Genomic DNA, 20927 nt, shown 5'->3' on the forward strand with positions numbered 1-20927 from the left:
GCCCTTCAGAGGTGATCAGGCGAGGATGTCGTCGAGCCACGCCGGGTTGCTGATCTCCACGACCTCGCCCTCGAATGCGACGGTCGGAGTGGAGACCTTGTCGGTGATCTCGCGGATGCTCTGCTGCGCGTTGTCGGCGCTGTCGGAGGCCTTGTCCATGCCACCGTTGGTCTCCACGTTGCCGATGCACTCCACCGTGTCCGGGTTGGCGCCGGCCGCCTCCGCGATGTCGGCGAGCTGGCCCGCGGTGTTGTCCCCGCCGCCCTCCGCAGGCTGCTGGGCGAAGAAGGCGTTCTTGACGTCAAAGAAGACGGGCAGCGTGTCCTTGGCCGCGACACACTGGATGGCGGCGAGGGCTCGCGTGGAGTACTCCCCCGATCCCGACTGGCCGTTGAGGAAGTTCAGGGTGTGGAATTCGACACGCAGGTCGCCGGCCTCGACAGCGGACGCGATGCGCTCGCCGTTCTGGCCCTCGAACGAGCCGCACGCCGGGCACATGTAGTCCTCCCAGATCTGGATGGTCGGGGCACCCTCCTCGCCGACGGTCATCACGCCGGTATCCGAGACAGCGATCAGCGGATCGGCCGTCTCTCCGAACGTGATCGGGTTGGCCTCGCCACCCCGCTGGGCTGCCCACACGATGCCGCCGAGAACCAGCACGGCGATGGCGATCAGCGCCGCGACGGTGATGAGCATCCCGTTGTTGGACTTGGTCTGCAGCACCTTGGTGCTCTTGTTACCTGCGGGCTTGGCGTTCACGTGTGCGCGGGCCTCTCTCTACTGGGATACCGACGGCCCTCTCCCGGGCGATCAGCGACTACCGCGAGGGTACCGAAGCGGAGACCGGCAACCCCGCGCGGCGGGCGCCAGCCGGGAGAAATGCACCGAGCCCCCTGTCGATGTTCGACAGGGGGCTCGGCCCGATGGTGGAGCTGCCGGGAATTGAACCCGGGTCCTCCGCAGCATCGGCAGGGCTTCTCCGTGCGCAGTCCGCGTTGGCCTCTACTCGGATCTCGCCCTCATGCGGACATGTCGGCGATGACGATCCCAGTCACTGTTTGATGTCCCGACCCACCCCGTGACCGGGTGAGCCGGTGATCCCTCTAGATGATGCCGGTGACCGGGGCGAGAGCGACCCCGGGCCGACAGACTACGAGCTCGCTGTCAGGCAGCGAGGGCGTAGTCGCGCTGATTGGTATCGGCGCGTAATTGGTTGCCGCGACGCTTACGGTGGTCTCTGGCCTGCACCGGCACGCTTCCCCTGCGTCAACTCACGTAGTCGAAACCACATCAGCCCCGTCAGGTACCGCCGACTTTCGCCGACGGATCACCTACAGTACTCCGCCCCCTGCCGCGCCGCCAGTCCAGCGCCGCCGCCAGTCCCCGCCGGTCAGCCGAGGGCGAGCAGGATGATCGCCGCACCGGCCAGCGCGAGCCCGAGCATCTGGACCGGGCGCATCCGCTCCCCGCCGTGCGTGACGGCCAGTGCCACCGTGAACGCGGGGTAGAGCGCGGCGATCACGCTGACCAGCGAGAGCATGCCCGCCTGCGAGGCGAAGTAGAAGGCGCCGTTGGCCACCACGTCGAACACCGCGATCACCAGGCCCACCGCGATGAGGCGTCGGGAGAATCTGAAGGATTCCCGGGCGGCGACCGCAGCGCCGAGCACGACCCCGGTGGCCCCGATCCGGGACGCCAGGACCGGCCACAAGCCCTCGTCGGCGGGAACCTGCGCCAGCAGGACGAAGAAGGCCGCGAAGGCCAACCCGGCGACCACCGTCAGCACCATGAGATTCCTGGTGAGACGGCCGTGCCGGGCGGAGGAGCCCTCGTCGCTCTCCAGCGACACCAGCACTGTGGCCACGAGCGCCACGCCCATGCCGGCGAGCGCAGTGGTGCTGGGCCGCTCCCCCGCCGCCAGCCCGAATGCGAGCGGGACGGCCGCGGCGAGCACCGCCGTGATCGGCGAGATCACGCTCATCGGCCCGCGCGAGAGTGCCACGTAGAAGGACCACACGGCGATCCCCGACGCCAGACCCGAGGCCAGCCCCCACGCCACCCCGACAGGCGTCGGCGAACCACCGGCCACGACGGCCGCGACGCCGACGAGCAGGATGGACAGCGGATACGAGACGCTGACGACCCGCAGCGCGCGGGCGCGCCGGGAGGCCACCCCGCCGAGATAGTCGCTGACGCCGTACGCCACCGCCGACGTGGACGCCAGCGCGACGGGCATCACGCGTGCATGCCCTTGATCTTCCTGCCGAGTTCGCGAACAGCCTCGCGCTCGGCGGTCCGCTTGGCGAGGTCGTGCCGCTTGTCGTGGGCCTGTTTGCCGCGAGCCACGGCGAGCTCGACCTTGACGCGCCCATCCACGAAGTAGAGGGAGAGCGGGACCAGGGTGGCGTTGCCGTCCCGGACCTTGCCCATGAGCGAGTCGATCTCGCGGCGGTGCATGAGCAGCTTGCGGGCCCGCTTGGGCGCGTGGTTGGTCCAGCTACCGTGCGAATACTCGGGGATGTGGAGCCCGCGGAGCCACATCTCGCCGTCGTCGATCGTCGCGAACGCGTCGACCAACGAGGCCTGGCCCTCGCGCATGCTCTTGATCTCGGTGCCCTTCAGCGCGATGCCGGCCTCGTGGGTGGAGAGGATGGTGTACTCGTGCCGGGCCTTGCGGTTGCTCGCGACCACGCTGCCGTCACGACCAAGGGTCGACGCACCCTTCTTGCCCTTCTTGGCCACGTCGGCTCACCTCCTCGTCCGGTAGTTGCGGATCGTCCGTCAGCACGGCTCGTCCGTGAGAACGTCCAGTCCGGCGATACGGCTAGTCCGGCAGTGCAGCTAGTCCGGTAGTCGGGCAGACCCCTGAGTCTAGATCAGGGGCAGGTCAGTGCCGAACCGTGATCCGCAATGTGACCCAGGCGGTCAGCGCGGAGACCGCGGCGCCGGCCACCACCAGCACCGGCGCCAGCAGCAGGACGTCGCCGGTGGTGATGCGTTCCACGAGGTTCGCCCGATAGGCCTCCGCCAGCACCCGGTCGAGGAAGACGCTCTTGGCGGCCAGCAGCCCGCCCACCGCGAGCAGCGCCCCGACCACGGCGGCGAGCACCGCCTCGAGCACGAACGGCAACTCGGTGTACCAGCGGCTCGCCCCCACCAGCCGCATGATCCCCACCGCGGTACGGCGGGTGAACGCCGCGATCTGGGTCATGTTGGCGATGAGCAGCACGGTGGCCAGGAGTTGGACCACGGCGACGGCGAAGGCCGCGTTCCGGATCCCGTCCAGCACGGAGAAGACCCGCTCGACCAGCTCGCCCTGCCCCTGCACGATCTCGATCCCCTCGACGGCACCCAGGTCGCGGGCCACCGACTCGGCGCGGGTCGGGTCGTCCAGGGTGAGGGTGAACCGCGAGCCGAGGGCGTCCGGGGAGGTCGACTCCACGAGGACCGGGTCGGTCGAGGAGAACAGTTCGACGAACTCTGCGAATGTCTCCTCCGGGTTCCGGTACTCCACCGAGGCGACGCCCGTCGTCGCCTCCAGCTGGTCGCGGATCTCCGCGCACTCCGACGCGCAGTCGGGGTCCTCCAGCGAGATCGACCGGTCCACGTAGACACGGAACTCGTTGAGGTAGTCGTACTTGGCCTGGCTGGCGGACGCGGTCATCACCACCAGCACCCCGGCGCCGAGCATCGCCAGCGCGACCGCGGTGGTGATGATCATGGCCAGCGTCATGGACAGGTTGCGGCGCAGACCCTGCCCGACCTCGGACGCGATGAACTTCAGCGGCATCAGCGACCCACTCCGTAGGTACCCCGGGCGTCGTCGCGGACGACGGCGCCGTCGACGAGTTCCACCACGCGGCGCCGCGACCGGTCCACGATGTGCCGATCGTGGGTGGCCATCAGGACGGTGGTCCCGGTCCGGTTGATCCGGTCGAGCAGCAGCATGATGTCCTCGCTGGTCTCGGGGTCGAGATTCCCGGTCGGCTCGTCCGCGAGCAACAACAGCGGACGGTTGACGAACGCCCGCGCGATCGCGACGCGCTGCTGCTCACCACCGGAGAGCTCGTGCGGTCGACGGTTGGCCTCGCGGCCCAGACCCACCATGTCGAGGGTCTCCGGGACGACCTTGTCGATCGTCTTGCGCGACTTGCCGATGACCTGCAGGGCGAACGCCACGTTCTCGGCGACGGTCTTGCCCGGCAGCAGGCGGAAGTCCTGGAAGACGCAGCCGAGCGTCCGCCGGAGTACCGGAACCGCGGAGGTCTTCATCCGGGTGAGGTCGTGGCCGGCGACGACGAGGGTCCCCGAGTCCGGCCTGTCTTCGCGGAGCAGGAGGCGCAGGAACGTGGATTTGCCCGAACCGGAGGCGCCGATGAGGAACGCGAACTCGCCCTTGGCGATCTCCACGCTCACGTCGGACAGAGCCGGTCGCGTCGAGGACGCGTACGACTTAGTCACATGGGAAGCATTGATCACTTCAGTAGACTAGCGCTACTCCAGTCACACTGTTCGGCGGCGGCGCCGACTGAGGTGGCGCGGTCTGCTACTCCGCGGTCCGGCCGTCCCCGGTCGGACCGGCCACCGTGCCCTCGGGCACCCGCTGAGGCTGTAGCTGCGGCTGTTGCTGGGTCTGCTCCTGCTGTTGCGGCGCCTGCTGTTGCTGCTGCGTTCCCTGCGGAGCCTGCTGAGTGGTCCGGCTTCCCAGCCGGTCGGAGCTGGGCGTGGTGGTCTGCCGACTCAACGACTCCGGATCCTCCGTGGTGAGCTCCGTCGGCGCTGACGTGGTGGGCTCCGTCGGCACCGACGTCTCCGTGGCCTGCTCGGTCGAGGGCGACGGGGTGACCTGCTCGGACGGGACGAGAGTCTGAGTTGGTACAGGCGGAGGGCCGACCCTGAGGACCGGCGCGTCCTTGACCATCGAGTACAGAATGCTGACCAACACGAACGTCACCAGGAGGATAGCGGTGGTCCGCGACATCTTGAAGAACTCCCCCAGGAGGGACACGATCTTCGGTCGGGGACGACGGGACGGGGCGTCGGGTTCGGGCATTCCCAAGAGACCCAACGGATCCCCGCTGACCACGGGCTGCGGTGGCGTCGTCGAGGTAGTGGGCTCCCCCTCGCGGGCGAGGTCGGGCCGGGCGGCCGAGGTGTCGTCTTCTGGCTTGTCTGTCATCAGACGCTCCCTTCTCCGGTCTGCGGGCGGAGCATGCCCGCCCGGATGGCCGCGAGTGCCTCGGGTTCCAGGACGATGCCCTCGGCGCGGAACCGGCGGAGGATGACCGCGCGCATGCGGCGGCCCACCTCCCACTGCATTCCGGGTTTGGTACGGGCCAGCAGCCGGATCACCGTCTGCTCGAGCTTGATCGACTGCACGCCCATGACGGTGGGCTCGTCCAGGATGTACTGGCCCACCCTGTCGTCGTCGATGATGTCCCGACAGACTCCCGTGAGCACCTCGTGGGCCTTGTCCATGTCCGCGTTGTTGGGCACCGGCACGTCGATGATCGCGCGCGCCCAGTCCTGCGACTGGTTGATGGCGGTGACGATCTGCCCGTTGGGAACGATCACCGCCTCACCGTCGAGCGTGCGCAGCCGCGTGATCCGCAGGGTCACGTCCTCCACCGTCCCCGCGGTCACGCCGGTGGACGTGGTCAGTTCGACGATGTCCCCGTACCCGTACTGGCGCTCGGCGAGGACGAAGAACCCGGCCAGGAAGTCCTGGACGATCTTCTGGGCACCGAAACCCAGCGCCGCGCCGAGCACCGTGGCCGGCGCGACGAGCGTGACGAGGTTGACGCCGAAGCGCAGCAGGACCTGGATACCGAACAGGATGTACAGGACACCGACGGCGACGTAGGAGATCACCTGGATGAGGGAGTGCAGGTGTTTGGACTCCTCCGACCAGAAGTCCTCTCCGGAGTGCTTGGAGTCGATCCGCCCGGTCCACATGCGCGCGATCTTGGCGATCACCCTCGTCAGCAGCGCTGCGCCGAGGACGAGCAGGACGACCTCGAGGCCGTTATTACTCAGCCAGCCCAGGATCGGACTGAAGTCACTGTCGAAATTCACGCCGGAGTGGCCCCCTCCCGCATCCGCCAACGGATGCCGGCCTCGATGAACCCGTCGATGTCCCCGTCCAGCACGGCGGACGGGTTGTTGACCTCGTACTCGGTCCTCAGGTCCTTGACCATCTGGTACGGGTGCAGCACGTACGAGCGCATCTGGTTGCCCCAGGAGGCGTTGCCGCCCGCGCCGAGGGCGTCCAGGGCCGCCCGCTCCTCCTGCTGCTTGCGCGCGAGCAGCTTGGCCGCCAAGACCTTCATGGCCGCGACCTTGTTCTGCAGCTGCGACTTCTCGTTCTGACAGGTCACCACGATCCCGGTCGGGACGTGGGTGAGGCGGACCGCGGAGTCGGTGGTGTTGACGGACTGACCGCCGGGGCCGGACGAGCGGTAGACGTCCACGCGGACCTCGTTCTCGTCCACCTCGATCGAGTCCGTGTGCTCGACAACCGGCAGCACCTCGACCTCGGCGAACGAGGTCTGGCGGCGGCCCTGGTTGTCGAACGGGCTGATCCGCACCAGCCGGTGGGTGCCCTGCTCGACCGAGAGTGTGCCGTACATGTACGGGTCGTGGACGACGAACGTCGCCGACTTGATGCCGGCCTCCTCCGCGTACGAGGTGTCGTAGACCTCGACCTTGTGACCGGCCTTCTCGGCCCAGCGGATGTACATGCGCATGAGCATCTCGGCGAAGTCCGCGGCGTCGATGCCACCGGCGCCGGAGCGGATGTTGACCACGGCTTCGCGGCTGTCGTACTCGCCGCTGAGCATCGTCTTGACCTCCATGGCCTCGACGTCCTCACGGAGCTGGGCGCGCTCGGCGTCGGCGTCCTCGACGGCGCCCTCGCCCTCCTCCTCCGCCAACTCGTACATCAGCGGGAGGTCGTCGATCCGCTGGCGCAGCGCGCGACACCGCCGCAGGTCGGCCTGGATGTAGGAGAGCTCGCTGGTGACCTTCTGAGCCCGCTCCTGGTCGCTCCACAGGTCGGGGTCGGCGGCCATCTGCTCGAGCTCGTCGACACGGCGAGCGAGCTCGTCGATGTCGAGGACCTTCTCGACCGTGGTCATGGTCGAGTCGAGGGCTGCGATGTCGGAGGAAACGTCAGGGTGCACGGAATCCAACTCTACGCGGCCCGGGCGGTGTCTCGTGTTTTCCCACCCGACCCCCACGCGTGGTCCGCCCCACGCCCTCCCGTCGACCGCCGGCGGTAGCGTCTCCGAGTGGCGGACCCACCACTGCCCGAGGTCAGCGAGCCGCCACGGCCTGAACCGGAGGAAGTGCATGTCCATCGACGCCCGCCACCCGCGGCCCCCGCGGCCGCCCCTGCACGCGCCCCTGCGCCCTGAGGCCATCACGCCGATGACCGACGCGGATCTGGCTGCCCGCCTCGTCGTCGACGCCGGGACCCTCGCCAGACGTCTGCGCGAGGACGGCCTGGACGTCCGACACAAGACCTCCGTCTCCGACGTGGTCACCGAGGCCGACCACGCCGCCGAGCAGCACATCACCGGACTCCTGTCCGCCCACCGTCCCGGGGACGGGGTCCTGGGCGAGGAGGGCACGCTCGTGGCCGGCAGCCACGAGCGCCGGTGGGTGGTCGACCCGGTCGACGGCACCTACAACTTCGTCACCGGCTCGGACTACTGGTGCTCGGCCGTCGCCCTGACCGGCGGCGACGACTACCTTTTGGGGGCCGTGCACCGACCGGTCACCGGGGACACCTTCGTCGGCGGATCGGACGTCCCCACCCGCCGCAACGGCGTCCCCGTCGCCCGCCTCTCCCCTGGCGACCTGGCCGCCGGAAGCCTCGCCACCTACCTCCACCCGCCGTTCTTCGCCGACCCCGACCTCGCCGCGCCCTTCCACCGGCTCAGCGGCGGCGCCGCGACCATCCGCATGCTCGGATCGGGCTCGGTCGACCTGGCGTCGGTGGCCTGCGGCATCCACACGGTGTGGTGCCAGCACTCGTGCCCGGAATGGGACTGGCTGCCGGGCCGGGCACTGGTCGAGGGCGCGGGCGGGGTCTGCGCGACTGTCGAGGTCAACGGCTACGACTGGTTTGTGGCCGGCCGGCCCAGGGCCGTGGAGCAGGCCGTCGCCCTCCTGCGCGGCTGAACACCCACCCTCACCTGCTGTTCACGACGACTTGCGGGAAAGTATGGCGTCCTTAACTTACTCCGGAGTAAGGTGTGGGCGACAGCACCGTCCACCGTCCGTCACGAGAACAGCTGGTGATGATGATCAAGAACCCCACGCCCCCGTCCACGACCGGACGCGCGCAGACCTCCACGCCGGGGAAGAACCCCACGCGGATGGACGCGATCGGCGCCGCCATGCGAGCACTCACGACCATCACCGGGTCGGAATTCGCCGAGCGCTTCAATCTCCGGCACAAGGTCGACCGGGTCACCTACGAGGCCACCAAGACCGGCTTCAAGACCCTCGGCGCCGCGACCCAGTCCTTCAAGAAGGTCTCCGGCTCCGGCGCACCCAAGCGCCTCCCGGATGCCGACTCCGAGGCGCGGCCCGACCTGTTCGACCTCACCCTGGACGACGAGCAGAAGATGATCGTCCAGACCGTGCGCGACTTCGCCACCGAGGTCATCCGCCCGGCCGCGCACGATGCCGACCACGCTGCCGAGGCGCCCGAGTCGCTGCTGATCCGGTCCGCCGAGATCGGTGCCACCATGCTCAACGTGCCCGAGGAGTTCGAGGGCATCGCCTCCGAACGCGGCGTGGTGACCAACTCGCTCGTCGCCGAGGCCCTGGCCTACGGCGACATGGGCCTGGCCCTGCCGATCCTCGCCCCGTCGGGTGTGGCCACCACGCTCACCCAGTTCGGCTCGGACGCCCAGCAGAAGTCCTACCTCCCGGCGTTCGCCTCCGAGAAGGTCCCGGCGGCGGCCGTCGTGGTGGCCGAGCCGCGGCCGCTCTTCGACCCGTTCGAGCTCAAGACCACGGCCACCCGCGTGCCCGGCGGCTTCTCGCTCAACGGCGTCAAGTCCATGGTGCCCACAGCCGGGAGCGCGGAGCTCTTCGTCGTCGCCGCCTCCCTCGACGGCGCGCCGACCTTCTTCGTGGTCGAGTCGGACACCGACGGCCTCGTGGTGGAGGCCGACCCGTCCATGGGTCTGCGCGCCGCGGGCCTGGGCCGGATCGTCCTCACCGACGTCTCCCTGCCCGCCGACGCGGTCCTGGGTGGTCCGGAGGCGTCCGGTGAGGACCGGTCGTCCACCTACGCCGACATCATCCGGCTGTCCCGCCTGGGCTGGGCCTCCCTCGCGGTGGGCACCTCCCATGCGGTTCTCGACTACGTGATCCCCTACGTCAAGGAGCGGCACGCGTTCGGTGAGCCGATCGCCCACCGCCAGGCCGTGGCGTTCGCGGTGGCCGACATGGCCACCGAGCTCGACGGCATGCGCCTGGTCACCTGGCGCGGCGCCTCCCGTGCCGAGCAGGGCCTGTCCTTCGCCCGCGAAGCCGCACTCGCCCGCAAGATCGCGGCCGACAAGGGCATGAAGATCGGCCTCGACGGCGTCCAGCTGCTCGGCGGCCACGGCTTCACCAAGGAGCACCCCGTGGAGCGGTGGTACCGCGACCTGCGGGCCATCGGCGTGGCCGAGGGAGTGGTGGTCCTGTGAGCACCGCCCACCAGCCCTCCCCCACTCCCGGATCTAAGGACCACTGACGATGATCAACCTCGAACTCCCCAAGCGGCTCCAGGTGGGCGCCAACCAGGCCCGTCAGGTCGCCACCCAGATCTTCCGTCCCGTCTCCCGCAAGTACGACCTCGCGGAGCACGAGTATCCCGTCGAGCTGGACACGCTCAAGGCCATGATGGAGGCCATGGAGGACGCCGGTAAGGCCGCCTCCGGCGCAACGATGGGTTCGGGCGGCGCCCCGCGCCGCGAGGGCGTGGCCAACGGCGGCAACATGAAATCGCTGCTCAACATCATCGAGACGTGCTGGGGAGACGTGGGCCTCACGCTGTCCATCCCCCGCCAGGGCCTGGGCAACTCCGCGATCGCGGCCGTCGCCGACGACGAGCAGATGGAGAAGTTCGGCCGGGTGTGGGCCTCCATGGCCATCACCGAGCCCGAGTTCGGCTCCGACTCGGCCGCGGTCTCCGCGACCGCGCGGCTCGACGGCGACGAGTACGTTCTCAACGGCACCAAGATCTTCGTCACCTCCGGGGCCCGCGCCGATCACGTGGTGGTGTGGGCGACGCTCGACAAGAGCAAGGGCCGCGCGGCCCTCAAGTCGTTCGTGGTCCCGCGCGAGAGCCCGGGGGTCAGCATCGACCGGCTCGAGCACAAGCTCGGCATCCGCGCCTCCGACACCGCGCAGATCACGTTCACCGACTGCCGGGTCCCCAAGGAGAACCTCCTGGGCGATCCGGAGGTCCGCGTGGACAAGGGCTTCGCCGGCGCCATGCAGACCTTCGACAACACCCGGCCGCTGGTGGCCGGCATGGCGGTGGGCGTCGCCCGCGCCGCACTCGAGGAGATCCGGACCCTCCTCGAGGAGGCCGGCCTGGAGATCGACTACGACCGGCCCGCCACCAGCCAGCCGGCCGCGGTGGCCAAGTACCTCGAGCTCGAGGCCGACTGGGAGTCCGCGTACCTGCTCACGCTGCGGGCGGCGTGGATGGCCGACAACAAGATGCCCAACACCAAAGAGGCGTCGATGTGCAAGGCCAAGGCGGGGCGCACCGGCTCCGCCGTCACCCTGGGCGCCGTGGAGCTGGCCGGTTCCTTCGGGTACTCCGAGCGCAGCTTCCTGGAGAAGTGGTCACGCGACTCCAAGATCCTCGACATCTTCGAGGGCACCCAGCAGATCCAGCAGCTGGTGATCGCGCGCCGACTGCTCGACCTGAACAGCTCGCAGCTCAAGTGAGCTGACCCCCACGGGATACACGAGGGGCCCGGTACCGATTCGGTACCGGGCCCCTCGTGGTGAACCGCCGCGCCGGAGGCCGGTCAGGCCATCCGGAAACCGGCGCCCGGCCAGTTGCGATCGGTGGCGTCCGCCACGATCGTCTCAAAGGAGTACGCCAGCGCCGGGAGGAAGAAGGGCGCCTGCGCGGGATGGAGGCACGACGGCAGGACAGCGCCGAGTCCACCGACGCTGCCCGCCACCGGCGGGATGTGCCCACCCGAGAGGAGCCCGACCAGGCGGCCCTCCCTGATGATGGGCCCACCGGAGTCGCCGTATCCGGCGCAGGCCTGGCTCCAGAACTTGGCGCCCTCGCGCTGCCAGGTGATGCCGCAGGTGTGGCCGGTGGCCAGTCCGTCCTTGCACACCACGTCGCCGAACTCGGGCGCGGGGCCGGTGCCCGTGACGCCCGGTTGACGGACCGGAACCGCAACACGGGGGTCGAGCCGGATGACGGAGTAGTCGAGGATCTCGTTCCGCGTGGCGACGGTGCCGATCACGCCGGCCCGCTTGTCGTCCCGCAGGATGACGGGGGAATTGATCCGATCACTGCAGTGAGCTGCGGTGAACGCCACCGACGCTCCGGTGGCGTCGTATCCCGCCGCGGTGAGGGTGCACCCCGCCACGCCACCGACCAGGATCGGGGTCCCGCCCCCCACGGGCACTGCCGCCTGGGCTGCAGCCGGGACGGCGAGTGCCGTGGCACCTGCCATGACGGCGGTGACGGCGACTCGCGCCAGACCGGTGAACCTCATGAGCGTGTCCTTCCCACCCTGGTGAACTACCCGGGTTTACGCCCTCGCCAGCTTATCGCCCGATGGCCCGGAGCGCACGACGTGAGCGACCCGCCCGGTGGTCTCCGTCACCCCCTGTGGGCCCGCGGGATCGGCGCTATCGACTCTCGACGGCGATGCCGATCGAGGGCCGCTCGTCCGGCTCGCCGTCCACCTGCGCCCAGATCGCCGCGACGACGGGCTCCAGGAACAGCTCCCCGACCTGGTGCATGAGCGTGCGCACCACCTGCACCTTGTCGGAGGTGCGGGTGGACGCGTGGCCGCCGCGACGCAACCCCTCGACCTCCCGGGTGGTGAGGTCGACGATCGCCCCCAGCAGGGAGGCGCCACGCCCGTCGGGCTCGATCAGGGCGCGGTTGATGTACTTCACCGCCTGGGGGTTCTCGCGGAGCATCGCCCGGACCGCCGCGTCGCGCGCGGCCACGACCTCGGCGGCCGGGCCCGTGTGTTCGACCGTCCCGAGGGCCGCGACGACCTGTTCCACCACCAACTCGTCGACCGCCCTGCGCAGGCCGTCCTTGGTGCCGAAGTGATGCTGGATCAGGCCGATGGTCACCCCCACCTCGGAGGCGACCTTCCGCATGGAGACGCGGTCCTCACCGTGCTCGGAGTAGAGCTCCAGGGCCGCGTTCCGGATCCGGGCCCGCGCGGTGAGCTCGCCGTCCGGGGGTCGGGGCCCCGGCGTCCGTCGATCGGCAGCGCTCCCGGTCACGTGGCCCTCCCTGTGTGCGGATCGGTCGATGAAGTTAGACCCTACAACCCAATACAATTGCATAGTAAAGCGTGCAATCGTATTGTGATGGCAGCTTGTGATGTCAGCGAGGGGCCGACTCGGCCCACACGACCCCTTTGGAGATGCCCAGTGTTCGAGCCCGCCCCCTACCGCTCCCCGTGGATGACCGACGACCTCGACGCGCTCCGCGCCCACACCAGGGCGTTCCTGCAAAAGGAGACCGCCCCGAACCTCGAGCGGTGGGCCGAGGAGGGAGCCGTCGATCGCGGGTTCTGGAACAAGGCCGGCGACGCCGGCCTGCTGTGCATCTCCATCCCCGAGGAGTACGGCGGGGGCGGCGGCACGTTCGCGCACGAGGCCGTGATCGCCGAGGAGCAGACCCGCGCCCTCGACGACGGCTGGGGGAATTCTGTCCACAGCACGATCGTGGCGCACTACGTCCTCCAGTACGGCACCGAGGAGCAGAAGCAGCGGTGGCTGCCCAAGTTGGCCAGCGGCGAGATGGTGGGCGCGATCGCCATGACCGAACCCGGCGCCGGCTCCGATCTGCAGGCGCTGCGCACCACGGCGGTGCGTGACGGCGACGACCTGGTGGTCAACGGCGCCAAGACCTTCATCTCGAACGGCATGCACTGCGACCTCCTCGTCATCGTCGCCCGCACCGGCGGCGAGGGCGCGCAGGGCCTGTCCCTGGTGGTGGCCGAGACCGACGGCCTGCCCGGTTTCGACCGCGGCCGCAAGCTCGACAAGATCGGCCTCAAGTACCAGGACACGATGGAGTTGTTCTTCGCGGACATGCGGGTCCCCGCCGCCAACATCCTGGGCGGCGAGGAGTGCGAGGGCCAGGGCTTCATTCAGCTCATGCAGCAGCTGCCCCAGGAACGGCTGATCATCGCCGTCACCGCCGTGGCCGCCGCCGAGACCGCCGTCCGGCTCGCGACCGACTACGCCAAGGAGCGCGAGGCCTTTGGCAAGCCCATCCTGAAGTTCCAGAACCTGCGCTTCGAGCTGGCCGAGTGCAAGACCGAGGCCCTGGCCTCGCGCACGCTCCTGGACCACTGCATCACGCTGCACGTCGAGGGCAAGCTGGACCCGGCCACGGCGTCCATGGCCAAGTACTTCTGCACCGACAAGCAGTGCGAGATCATCGACCGCTGCCTGCAGGTCTTCGGCGGTTACGGCTTCATGACCGAATACCCGATCGCGCGGATGTACGCCTCCGCGCGCGTGCAGAAGATCTACGGCGGCACCAACGAGATCATGAAGGAACTGATCTCCCGGACGCTCTGACCGGTCGGGGCCCACAGCCGGGACCCTGGCCGGCGACGGTTAGGGTCCCGGCGGTCCGCCACTACCCGGGGACAGCGGCGGCGACGATCGGCGGGCGCGGCACCGCCGCGAGAGTCATCCGCCCGATCCAATCCGGCACCCGGGCGGTGACGTGCCTCGGCCCGCCCAGCACCACGGCCGAAGCCCGGATCGCGTCGTTCCAGGACAGGTCCCCTCGCCAGATCTCCACCAAGGTGCGCAGGCTGGAGTGCAGGGTGGCGTCGACCTCGTACCCGGGGTCGGCGTCACACACGTCCACCTCGTCGCCCTGCACCACGAGCCACCAGCGGGCCGTGGCCGCGGGCACGTCGTCCAGGACAAAGAGGAGCACCGTGCGTCCCCGGGGCCAGCGGTCCACCGGGACGGTGCGGCGGATGTCCCAGAAGAGCAGGTGCGGGTCGAGGTCACGGTCTCCCAGCTCACCCACCCACCGCATCCCCCACGCCCCGAGCGCCTCGACGACCGGGCGCAACTCCTCGCCGCTCTCGGTGAGCCGGTAGCTGCTGCGACCCTCGTGCTCCACCCGGCGCACGACCCCCGCGCGCTCGAGGGTCTGCAGCCGCTTGGACAGCAGCGCGGGCGACATCCTGGGGTTGCCCCGGCGCAGTTCGTTGAAGCGGGCGCTGCCCGACAGCAGCTCGCGGACGACGAGCAGGGTCCAGCGCTCATCCAGCAGCTCCATCGCCTTGGCGACAGGACAGAACTGTCCGTATCCGGTCATGGATGACTCCTCGTCCGACCACCAGTAGACCGCAATCCCCGGTCGGGCACCAGTACGAAAATCGAACCGCCACCGCTATAGATGTGGTACTAGACGCCTTTCCCGCTCCGGCGCACGATCGAGATGTCCCCTTCTCGACCCTTCGCCAGGAGGCAGTCATGACCCACCAGACCCTGACCGACACCGCCGACGCCCAGCTCAAGTCCAGACACCGAGCCATGTGGGCGTCAGGCGACTACCCCGAAGTCGCCGACGTCGTGATCCCGACCCTGGGACGACGGCTGGTCGAGGCCGCAGAGATCGGCCGGGGCGACCGGGTGCTGGACATCGCCGCCGGCTCGGGCAACGCCTCGATCCCCGCCGCCCGCACCGGCGCCGACGTCGTGGCCACGGATCTCACGCCCGAACTGCTCGACGCCGGGCGCGCTCGCGCGGAGGCCGAGGGGCTCGACCTCGCGTGGCAGGTCGCCGACGCCGAGGCGCTGCCCTTCGACGACGGCGAGTTCGACGTCGCCGTCTCCACCGTGGGCATCATGTTCGCGCCGCACCACCGCGCCGCCGCCGACGAGGTGCTGAGGGTGGTCCGGCCGGGCGGCCGCATCGCTCTGGCCAACTGGACGCCGGCGGGCTTCATCGGCCAGATGTTCGCCACCATGAAGCCCTACGCTCCCCCGCCTCCTCCCGGCGCGCAGCCCCCACCGCTGTGGGGCGACGCCGACCACGTCGCAGAACTGTTCGGGGACCGGGTGACCAGCATGTCCGCCACCAGGACCCCGCTGCCCGTCGACTGCTTCTCCGGCGGCGAGGACTTCCGGGACTTCTTCAAGGCCACCTACGGCCCGACGATCGCGGTCTACAAGGCGATCGCCGACGACCCCGACAAGGTCGCCGCCCTCGACGCGGCGCTGGTCGAACTCGCCCGGTCCCACGACACCGGCGGGGGGCGCATGGAGTGGGAGTACCTGCTCTGGACGGGCACTCGAACCTGATCCGACGCCGGGTCAGGCGCTACGTCCGCCCGGACTCGGCGACGATCGCGAGTACCGCGTCACGGCCCGCCCGGTTGGCCCCCACGGTCGACTGGGACGGGCCGTAGCCGATGAGGAACAGCCGCGGCTCGTCGAGGGCCCGCCCGTCTGCCACGCGGATCCCGCCGGCCGGGGTCCGCAGGCCCAGCGGCGCGAGGTGCGACACCGCCGGTCTGAACCCGGTGGCCCACAGGATCACGTCCGCCGCTTCCAGAGTGCCGTCCGGCATCCGCACGCCGTCGGGCTCGATCCGGGTGAACATGGGGTGCCGGATCAGTGCCCCCCGCGCCTCCGCCCGCTCGACCCACGGCCCGCGGAGCATCCCGGTCACGCTGATGATGCTCTCCGGCGGCAGTCCCTGCCGGGTCCGCTCTTCGACCGAGGCGATCGCCTCGACAAAGTGCCCCGAGGCCGGTGCCTGCTGCCACTCCGGCTCCCGCCTGGTCACCCAGAACGTCTCGGTCACCCGCGAGATCTCGTCGAGCAGTTGGGTCGCCGAGATCCCGGCGCCCACGATCACCACACGCTGGCCGGTGAACTCCTCGGCGCGGACGTAGTCGTGCACGTGGAGCTGCCGCCCGCGGAAGCTCTCCCGACCGGGGTAGTGCGGCCAGAACGGGCGCGACCAGGTTCCGGTGGCGTTGATGACGTGCCCGGCCGACCACCCCTCGGCGTCGGTACCCCTGGTGGCGACGACGACGAGGCGCGCGTCCCCGGAACCGGCCTGCCCGGGCGGGGTACGTCGCACGGACCTCACGCGCACCGGCCGCCGGACATCCAGGGCGAAGCGCCTCTCGTAGTCGGCGAAGTAGGCGGGCAGGACCTCCCGGCTGGGCCTGGCCTGGTCCACCGCCGGCACCGGAGCCCCCGGCAGGCCAAAGATCCCGTTGACGGTCGCCATCGTCAGCGACTCCCAACGGTGCCTCCAGGCCCCGCCCGGACCTTCCGCGGCATCGAGCACCACGAACGTGCGGTCGCCGGCGCCGGCCTCGTCGACGGGGACATAGCCCCTGCGCTGCAGGTGGTACCCGGCCGACAGGCCCGCCTGGCCGGCGCCGATCACCACCACGTCGACCTCACGGGGGGCGGGGTCCGCGGACGCGTCGTGCGCGTCATGCGAGTCGTGCTCTCCGTGCGAGTCGTACGCGATCACTGGCTGGGCGGTCACGTCACCATCTTCGACTACCCGGCTGCCGGCGGGCGGCCCGGACCCCTGCGGTCAGCCGCCGCTCGGTAGGGCGGTGAAGTCCGCAGGCCGGCCCTCGGCGAACGCGGTGAGCGCCTCGGAGTTCGCGGGACCGCCCATCAGCTCGGCAAAGCACTGGTTCTCACGCTCCCGCGCCGCGGCGATCTGCTGAGCAAGCGGCTCGACCATCGTCCGCTTGACCGCCCGCAGACTCGAGATCGGCAGCCGCGCCAGCCGGGCCGCGTGCCCCGTCGCCACTGCCTGCAGCTCACCGGGGGGACACAGCCGCCAGACCAGCCCCATCTCGTGCGCCTCGCGAGCGGTGATCCACTCCGAGGACAGCAACACCCACGCGGCGTTCTGACGGCCCACCAGACGGGGCAGCAGGTAGCTCGAGGCCGCCTCCGGCGCCACCCCGAGGCTGGTGAACGGACACTTGAGCCGGGCGTCCTCGGCCATGAAGACCAGATCGGCGAACCCGATGATCGTCAGGCCTATACCCAGGCCGAGCCCGTTGATCGCCAGGATCAGCGGCTTGTCGAACTCGGCCAGGGCATCGATCAGACCGACGAATCCGTGCTCCCCCGGGACGAAGTCGGGGTTGGTGACCCGCTCGGTCATCTCGACCAGGTCGGTCCCGGCGCTGAACGCCCGGCCCTCACCGGTCAGCAGCACCACCGCGACGGCAGGGTCCGCCGACGCCTCGCGCAGCGCGATGGTGAGAGCGTCGTACAGCGCCTCATCAAACGCGTTGAGCGACTGCGGCCGCGACAGCGTCAGCGTGCGGACCCTGTCGGCATCGTGCACCGACAGGATGGTGCTCTCCCCCTCGTCCATAGCGTCTGTCATCGCGGGGTCAGGCGACCACGGTGGCCGCGGGCTCGCCGAGGTAGACGGTCTTGACCTCGGTGTACTGCGCCAGGCCCTCGGGCCCGAACTCGCGCCCGACCCCCGAAGCCTTGAAACCGCCGAACGGCGCGGCGAAGTCCATCGTGTAGGTGTTCACGCCGTAGGTGCCGGTGCGGACCCTGCGGGCCACGCCGAGTCCGGCCTCGCGGTCGGCGGTCCACACCGTACCGGCCAGTCCGTACTCGGAGTCGTTGGCGATCCGGACGGCGTCGTCGACGTCGTCGTACGCGATCACCGACAGGACCGGTCCGAAGATCTCCTCCTGCGCGATCCGCATGGAGTTGTCCACGCCGGCGAACACGGTCGGCCGGACGTACCACCCGGTGTCCAGTCCGTCGGGGCGGCCGGTGCCGCCGGTGAGGAGCGTGGCGCCCTCCTGCTGGCCGATGTCGATGTACGAGGCCACCCGCTCCTGCTGCCGCTTGGCGACCATCGGCCCGATCTCGGTGGCGGGGTCCATCGGGTCGCCGACGACCATCGCCCCGATCCCCTCGGCCAGCGCGTGGGCGACCTCGTCGTGCCGGTCCCGGCTCACCAGGATGCGGGTCTGCGCCACGCACGCCTGGCCGGAGTTCATCACGCCCAGGAACTTGATCCCCTCGACCACGCTCGTCAGGTCGGCGTCGTCCAGCACGATCGCGGCGGACTTGCCGCCGAGTTCCAGCGAGCACCGCTTGAGCTGCTCACCGCAGATCGCTCCGATCTTCCGCCCGGCCGCGGTGGACCCGGTGAAGGCGACCTTGTCGATCGCGGGATGACGCACCAGGTGCTCTCCCACCTCGCGCCCGGCGGCCACGATGCTCACCACTCCGGCGGGGACGCCCGCCTCGATCAGCAGCTCCCCCAACAGGTACGTGTCGAGCGGGGTCTCCGGTGCGGGCTTGATCACGATGGTGCACCCGGTCAGCAACGCCGGGATCAGCTTGGACAGCACGGTGAACTGCGGGACGTTCCACGGCGGGATGGCCGCGACCACGCCCACCGGCTCGTGGCGGACCAGCACGTCGCCGCCGAGCGCGCCCGGCCGGACCTCCTCCCACGGGAACTCCCGGGCAATATTGAGGAACGTCTCGATCTGCATCCACGGGGCGGGTGACTGCGCCAACTTGCTGAAGGAGATCGGCGAACCCATCTCGGTGGAGATCAGGGTGGCCATGTCGTCCAACCGCGCGGCGTACAGGGCGGACAGCCGGGCCACGATCTCGATCCGCTCCTGGGGGCTCATCCGGGGCCACGGACCGGAGTCGAACGCCTCGCGGGCGGCGGCCACGGCGGCGTCGATGTCGGCGATCGACCCCTCCGGGACCCGTGCGACGACCTCCTCGGTGTGCGGGCTGATCACCTCGATGACGCCGTCGGTGGCTGGGGTGCGCCACTCGGTGCCGATGAGAAGTGCGTCGCGGTCGAGAGAGGTGGTCATGGGCGGGCTCCTGCCGTCACGGGGTCGATCCTGCCGCATCAGACATGCGAACAGACACCTGTCCATCCTACGATCGCCCCGGGCCGGAGGACGGCTTTTGCGGCAGAAAACCGCCCCCGTCACCAGTCGATCGGTGGCGGGGGCGGCCGGGTGCCGGGGAGCCGACGGTCAGAACACCAGGACGGGCTTGACCACCGCTCCGGCGTTCACGTCCTCGACGGCCTTGTTGATCTGGTCGAAGGGGTAGGTGGTGATCAGGCTGCCGAGAGGCAGCGTGCCCGCTCCGAGCATCTCCAGCAGCTGCGGGATCATGGTCAGCGGATCGGAGTCGCCCTCGATGCAGCCCCGGACGATCTTGCCGTTCTGCATGAGGTCGACGGCGTCCAGCTCGATCTCGGGCGCCCCCAGTCCCAGCACGACGAGGGTGCCACGCGGCGCGAGCGCCCGGACGGCCTGCTTGATCACCTGCGCCACCGCCGTGGTGTCGACTCCGGCCGTGGCACCGCCGGCGGTGAGCTCCTTGAGTCGCTCGACCAGCGCGCCGTCGCCGAGCTCGCCCGGGTTGACCCCGACCGCACCCAGCCGCGTCGCGTGCTCGAGGCGGGAGTCCTGGGTGTCCACCGCGACGATCGTCTGCACTCCGCGCGCCTTGGCCGCGGCGACCGCCGCCAGGCCCACCGTGCCGGCGCCGTAGATGACGATGCTCGAGACGGGATCGGGGTCGATCGTGTTGAGGACCGCGCCGGCCCCGGTCTGGAAGCCGCACCCGAACGGCGCGGCGATGGCCAGGTCGACTGCGGGGTCGATCACGACGACGTTGTCGCGGGTGCCGAGCGCCAGCTCCGAGAAGCTGGACTGACCGAAGAACGAGCCGGCCACATCGGACCCGTCGTGGTGGAGGGTGGTCGAGCCGTCCATCCGGCACCCCATGTAGTTCAGCATCAAGGTCTGGTCGCAGTAGCCGACCTCCCCGGCCTGGCACCGGGCGCACTCGCGGCAGGACCGGAAGCTCATCACCACGTGGTCGCCCACAGCGACTCCCTCGACATCGGGCCCGACGGCCTCGACCACGCCGGCGCCCTCGTGCCCGAACACCCGCGGGAACATCTCGGCGGGGAGCATCTCCTTGACCGTCAGGTCGGTGTGGCACAGGCCGACGGCCTTGATGCGGACCAGGATCTCGTCCGACCGGGGCTCGTCGATGTCCAGCTCGACCAGCTGGAACGGCTGTCCGGGTCCTTGGGCGACTGCGGCACGGGTCTTCATGATGGGGCCCTCCCGGGCGAGAATGCGCCGCCTGGCGTCGGCGCGGGTCAACGGTCGCTGTGGCCTTGGTCACGCCACGACGGACACAAGACTAGACAGGTGTCTTCCACGAACTGCCGACCGGCCCTGAAATGACCTCAGGCCCGGCTCCCTCTTAGGGAACCGAGCCTGGGTCGTAGTAGCGGGGACAGGATTTGAACCTGCGACCTCTGGGTTATGAGCCCAGCGAGCTACCGAGCTGCTCCACCCCGCGTCGGGTACGGCTATGACGGTACGGCCCGGTCGCCTCGGATGGCAAACCAGAGGGACGTGCAGCCACCATTTCATGACGCACGACACATCCGCGACGGCATGACCACGCCACGTCGGTGGCCGCCCCCGGTCACTTCCCGGGACCCGTGACTGGTCCCGAAATGACTGCAGGCCCGGCTCCCCTTGGGGAACCGAGCCTGAGTGCATGGTAGCGGGGACAGGATTTGAACCTGCGACCTCTGGGTTATGAGCCCAGCGAGCTACCGAGCTGCTCCACCCCGCGTC

At 69.8% G+C, this 20927-nt stretch carries 20 protein-coding genes, 2 tRNA genes and 1 other RNA gene; 5 read left to right on the top strand and 18 right to left on the bottom strand.

Annotated features, from left to right (window positions below):
• Nucleotides 1–15: 15 nt before the first annotated feature.
• From R4P08_RS06170 to prfB, 9 genes are all read right to left on the bottom strand, one after another.
• Nucleotides 16–759, bottom strand: a complete 744-nt coding sequence (locus tag R4P08_RS06170) for a DsbA family protein (protein ID WP_317812900.1) — start codon at nt 757–759, stop codon at nt 16–18.
• A gap of 165 nt (nt 760–924) precedes the next feature.
• Nucleotides 925–1298, bottom strand: a transfer-messenger RNA (tmRNA) gene (gene ssrA / locus R4P08_RS06175).
• A 92-nt stretch (nt 1299–1390) separates the two neighbouring features.
• Nucleotides 1391–2236: a DMT family transporter gene (locus tag R4P08_RS06180; RefSeq protein WP_317813121.1), complete on the bottom strand. Its 846-nt coding sequence runs from the start codon at nt 2234–2236 to the stop codon at nt 1391–1393.
• A complete protein-coding gene (gene smpB, locus R4P08_RS06185; RefSeq protein WP_317812901.1) occupies nt 2236–2742 on the bottom strand; it encodes an SsrA-binding protein SmpB in 507 nt (168 codons plus the stop codon). The genes R4P08_RS06180 and smpB overlap by 1 nt, the downstream gene beginning before the upstream one ends.
• A 145-nt stretch (nt 2743–2887) precedes the next feature.
• Nucleotides 2888–3790, bottom strand: a complete 903-nt coding sequence (gene ftsX / locus R4P08_RS06190; RefSeq protein ID WP_317812902.1) for a permease-like cell division protein FtsX — start codon at nt 3788–3790, stop codon at nt 2888–2890.
• Nucleotides 3790–4479 (bottom strand): cell division ATP-binding protein FtsE, encoded by a 690-nt coding sequence (ftsE, locus tag R4P08_RS06195; RefSeq protein ID WP_317812903.1) that lies wholly within the window; start codon nt 4477–4479, stop codon nt 3790–3792. Before ftsE ends, ftsX begins: the two co-directional genes overlap by 1 nt.
• Nucleotides 4480–4546: 67 nt before the next feature.
• The gene (locus tag R4P08_RS06200; protein WP_317812904.1) at nt 4547–5179 is read right to left on the bottom strand and encodes a hypothetical protein; all 633 of its coding nucleotides are present in this window, start codon (nt 5177–5179) and stop codon (nt 4547–4549) included.
• On the bottom strand, nt 5179–6075 hold the full coding sequence (locus tag R4P08_RS06205; protein WP_317812905.1) for a mechanosensitive ion channel family protein: 897 nt from the start codon (nt 6073–6075) through the stop codon (nt 5179–5181). The genes R4P08_RS06200 and R4P08_RS06205 overlap by 1 nt, the downstream gene beginning before the upstream one ends.
• The gene (prfB, locus tag R4P08_RS06210; protein WP_317812906.1) at nt 6072–7181 is read right to left on the bottom strand and encodes a peptide chain release factor 2; all 1110 of its coding nucleotides are present in this window, start codon (nt 7179–7181) and stop codon (nt 6072–6074) included. The genes R4P08_RS06205 and prfB overlap by 4 nt, the downstream gene beginning before the upstream one ends.
• A gap of 169 nt (nt 7182–7350) precedes the next feature.
• Between prfB and R4P08_RS06215 the strand changes: the two genes are divergently transcribed.
• The 3 genes from R4P08_RS06215 (at nt 7351) to R4P08_RS06225 (ending at nt 10965) form a co-directional block, all read left to right on the top strand.
• A complete protein-coding gene (locus R4P08_RS06215) occupies nt 7351–8184 on the top strand; it encodes an inositol monophosphatase (RefSeq protein WP_317812907.1) in 834 nt (277 codons plus the stop codon).
• 119 nt (nt 8185–8303) lie between these two features.
• Nucleotides 8304–9710 carry an acyl-CoA dehydrogenase family protein gene (locus tag R4P08_RS06220; protein WP_317813122.1) on the top strand — a complete coding sequence of 469 codons (1407 nt, stop codon included), beginning with the start codon at nt 8304–8306 and terminating at the stop codon, nt 9708–9710.
• A gap of 49 nt (nt 9711–9759) precedes the next feature.
• The gene (locus R4P08_RS06225; protein WP_317812909.1) at nt 9760–10965 is read left to right on the top strand and encodes an acyl-CoA dehydrogenase family protein; all 1206 of its coding nucleotides are present in this window, start codon (nt 9760–9762) and stop codon (nt 10963–10965) included.
• A gap of 83 nt (nt 10966–11048) precedes the next feature.
• On the opposite strand, the gene R4P08_RS06230 is transcribed toward R4P08_RS06225, so the two are convergent.
• Both R4P08_RS06230 and R4P08_RS06235 read right to left on the bottom strand, forming a co-directional pair.
• On the bottom strand, nt 11049–11759 hold the full coding sequence (locus tag R4P08_RS06230) for a peptidase S1 (protein ID WP_317812910.1): 711 nt from the start codon (nt 11757–11759) through the stop codon (nt 11049–11051).
• A gap of 136 nt (nt 11760–11895) precedes the next feature.
• A complete protein-coding gene (locus tag R4P08_RS06235; RefSeq protein ID WP_317812911.1) occupies nt 11896–12510 on the bottom strand; it encodes a helix-turn-helix domain-containing protein in 615 nt (204 codons plus the stop codon).
• Nucleotides 12511–12660: 150 nt separating this feature from the next.
• On the opposite strand from R4P08_RS06235, the gene R4P08_RS06240 reads away from it, so the two are divergent.
• Nucleotides 12661–13821: an acyl-CoA dehydrogenase family protein gene (locus R4P08_RS06240; RefSeq protein ID WP_317812912.1), complete on the top strand. Its 1161-nt coding sequence runs from the start codon at nt 12661–12663 to the stop codon at nt 13819–13821.
• Nucleotides 13822–13882: 61 nt separating this feature from the next.
• Here R4P08_RS06240 and R4P08_RS06245 read toward each other — a convergent pair whose 3' ends face one another.
• A complete protein-coding gene (locus R4P08_RS06245; RefSeq protein WP_317812913.1) occupies nt 13883–14581 on the bottom strand; it encodes a helix-turn-helix domain-containing protein in 699 nt (232 codons plus the stop codon).
• A 158-nt stretch (nt 14582–14739) separates the two neighbouring features.
• On the opposite strand from R4P08_RS06245, the gene R4P08_RS06250 reads away from it, so the two are divergent.
• Entirely contained in the window at nt 14740–15570 is an 831-nt protein-coding gene (locus R4P08_RS06250; RefSeq protein ID WP_317812914.1) for a class I SAM-dependent methyltransferase, read from the top strand.
• A gap of 19 nt (nt 15571–15589) precedes the next feature.
• Here R4P08_RS06250 and R4P08_RS06255 read toward each other — a convergent pair whose 3' ends face one another.
• The 6 genes from R4P08_RS06255 to R4P08_RS06280 form a co-directional block, all read right to left on the bottom strand.
• Entirely contained in the window at nt 15590–16678 is a 1089-nt protein-coding gene (locus R4P08_RS06255; protein ID WP_317813123.1) for an NAD(P)-binding domain-containing protein, read from the bottom strand.
• A gap of 150 nt (nt 16679–16828) precedes the next feature.
• Nucleotides 16829–17644: an enoyl-CoA hydratase/isomerase family protein gene (locus tag R4P08_RS06260; RefSeq protein ID WP_317812915.1), complete on the bottom strand. Its 816-nt coding sequence runs from the start codon at nt 17642–17644 to the stop codon at nt 16829–16831.
• Between the two features lie 7 nt (nt 17645–17651).
• Nucleotides 17652–19124 carry an aldehyde dehydrogenase gene (locus R4P08_RS06265; protein ID WP_317812916.1) on the bottom strand — a complete coding sequence of 491 codons (1473 nt, stop codon included), beginning with the start codon at nt 19122–19124 and terminating at the stop codon, nt 17652–17654.
• A 168-nt stretch (nt 19125–19292) separates the two neighbouring features.
• A complete protein-coding gene (locus R4P08_RS06270) occupies nt 19293–20390 on the bottom strand; it encodes an NAD(P)-dependent alcohol dehydrogenase (RefSeq protein ID WP_317812917.1) in 1098 nt (365 codons plus the stop codon).
• A gap of 179 nt (nt 20391–20569) precedes the next feature.
• Nucleotides 20570–20643 (bottom strand) — tRNA-Met (locus R4P08_RS06275).
• 205 nt (nt 20644–20848) lie between these two features.
• Nucleotides 20849–20925: transfer RNA gene (locus R4P08_RS06280), tRNA-Met, on the bottom strand.
• Between the last annotated feature and the right edge of the window lie 2 nt (nt 20926–20927).

The sequence above is a fragment of the Rhodococcus sp. IEGM 1408 genome (assembly GCF_033142235.1).
Taxonomy (GTDB): Bacteria; Actinomycetota; Actinomycetes; order Mycobacteriales; family Mycobacteriaceae; genus Dietzia.